Origin of the sequence: Marilutibacter maris (assembly GCF_006546735.2) — a bacterium.
Lineage (GTDB): Bacteria > Pseudomonadota > Gammaproteobacteria > Xanthomonadales > Xanthomonadaceae > Marilutibacter > Marilutibacter maris.
Map to the genome: position 1 here is coordinate 1 of NZ_VICD02000077.1, position 1330 is coordinate 1330.

General features: G+C 63.4%; 2 protein-coding genes. Both read left to right on the top strand.

Translation table 11 applies throughout. From position 1 onward, the window contains the following. On the top strand, positions 1–244 hold a 244-nt coding region (locus tag FKV24_RS19525; RefSeq protein WP_211371794.1), incomplete at its 5' end, for a hypothetical protein. 814 nt (positions 245–1058) lie between these two features. Beyond that, the coding region (locus tag FKV24_RS19530; RefSeq protein ID WP_211371795.1) for a hypothetical protein at positions 1059–1330 on the top strand (272 nt) is incomplete at its 3' end.

Genomic DNA, 1330 nt, shown 5'->3' on the forward strand with positions numbered 1-1330 from the left:
GCCCAAACTCGCTGCGCTCAGACATGGGCGCCTCTACGGCCGCCGCCCCCTGCGGTGCGCGGCGGGCTTTAAGTCGCTGAAGGTCAACGGCAACGGCAACAGCCTTGCTTTTGATCTTCCTGAAAACTGGACAGCCCACATCGTCTGCAGACCCGGAGGGCGGCGCGCACGGACGCGCGCCGTTTTTCGGTCACGACAGGATGTCGTGTCGAAAAATCCCGGAAGACTTACCGTTCACGATTGAGCTTCGTCGGGACGGCCCTTTCTTTTGGTGACTTTTCTTTGGGCCAGCAAAGAAAAGTGACCCGCCGCCCTGGGTGGCGGAAGCCGTTGATCTTGATCTTGGCGATCCGGCCGCTTATCCAGAGCAGGCCAGTGCCTCCATTCCTGACCGGAGGTCATTGTCGATCACGATCAAAGGCTTCCGCCTTCGGCGGGTTCCTTTTGTCTTGGCAAAAGGAACCAAAACCGCCTGCTCCTGACGCCCGCCGGGCCGGCTGCGCCGCCCCGGTCCCCTGTGCGCCTCGAGGCCGGCGGCACGGCGCCCAAACTCGCTGCGCTCAAACATGGGCGCCTCTACGGCCGCCGCCCCCTGCGGTGCGCGGCGGGCTTCAAGTCGCTGAAGGTCAACGACAACGCAACAGCCCTGCTTTTGATCTTCCTGAAAGCTGGACAGCCCACATCGTCTGCAGACCCGGAGGGCGGCGCGCACGGACGCGCGCCGTTTTTCGGTCGAGCCATGAATGGCGAGTCGAAAAATCCTGGGACGCTCACCACTCACGATTGAGCCTTGCCGGGGCGGCCCTTTCTTTTGGTGACTTTTCTTTGGGCCAGCAAAGAAAAGTAACCCGCCGCCTTGGGGGCGGAAGCCGTTGATCTTGATCTTCGCGATCCAACCACCCATCCGGAGCAGGCCAAGCCCCCCATTCCTGACCGGAGATCTTCCAGATCACGAGCAAAGGCTTCCGCCTTCGGCGGGTTCCTTTTGTCTTGGCAAAAGGAACCAAAACCGCCTGCTCCTGACGCCCGCCGGAACGGCTACGCCGTCCCGGTCCCCTGTGCGCCTCGAGGCCGGCGGCACGGCGCCCAAACTCGCTGCGCTCAAACATGGGCGCCTCTACGGCCGCCGCCCCCTCCGGTGCGCGGCGGGCTTTAAGTCGCTGAAGGTCAAGGTCAACAGCCGACAGCAATGGGCGCTCTTGAACTTGCTGGCACTCGGACAGCCCGCACTGATCGCAGACCCGGAGGGCGGCGCGCACGGACGCGCGCCGTTTTTCGGTCGAGCCAGGATGGCGAGTCGAAAAATCCTGGGACGCTCACCACTCACGAT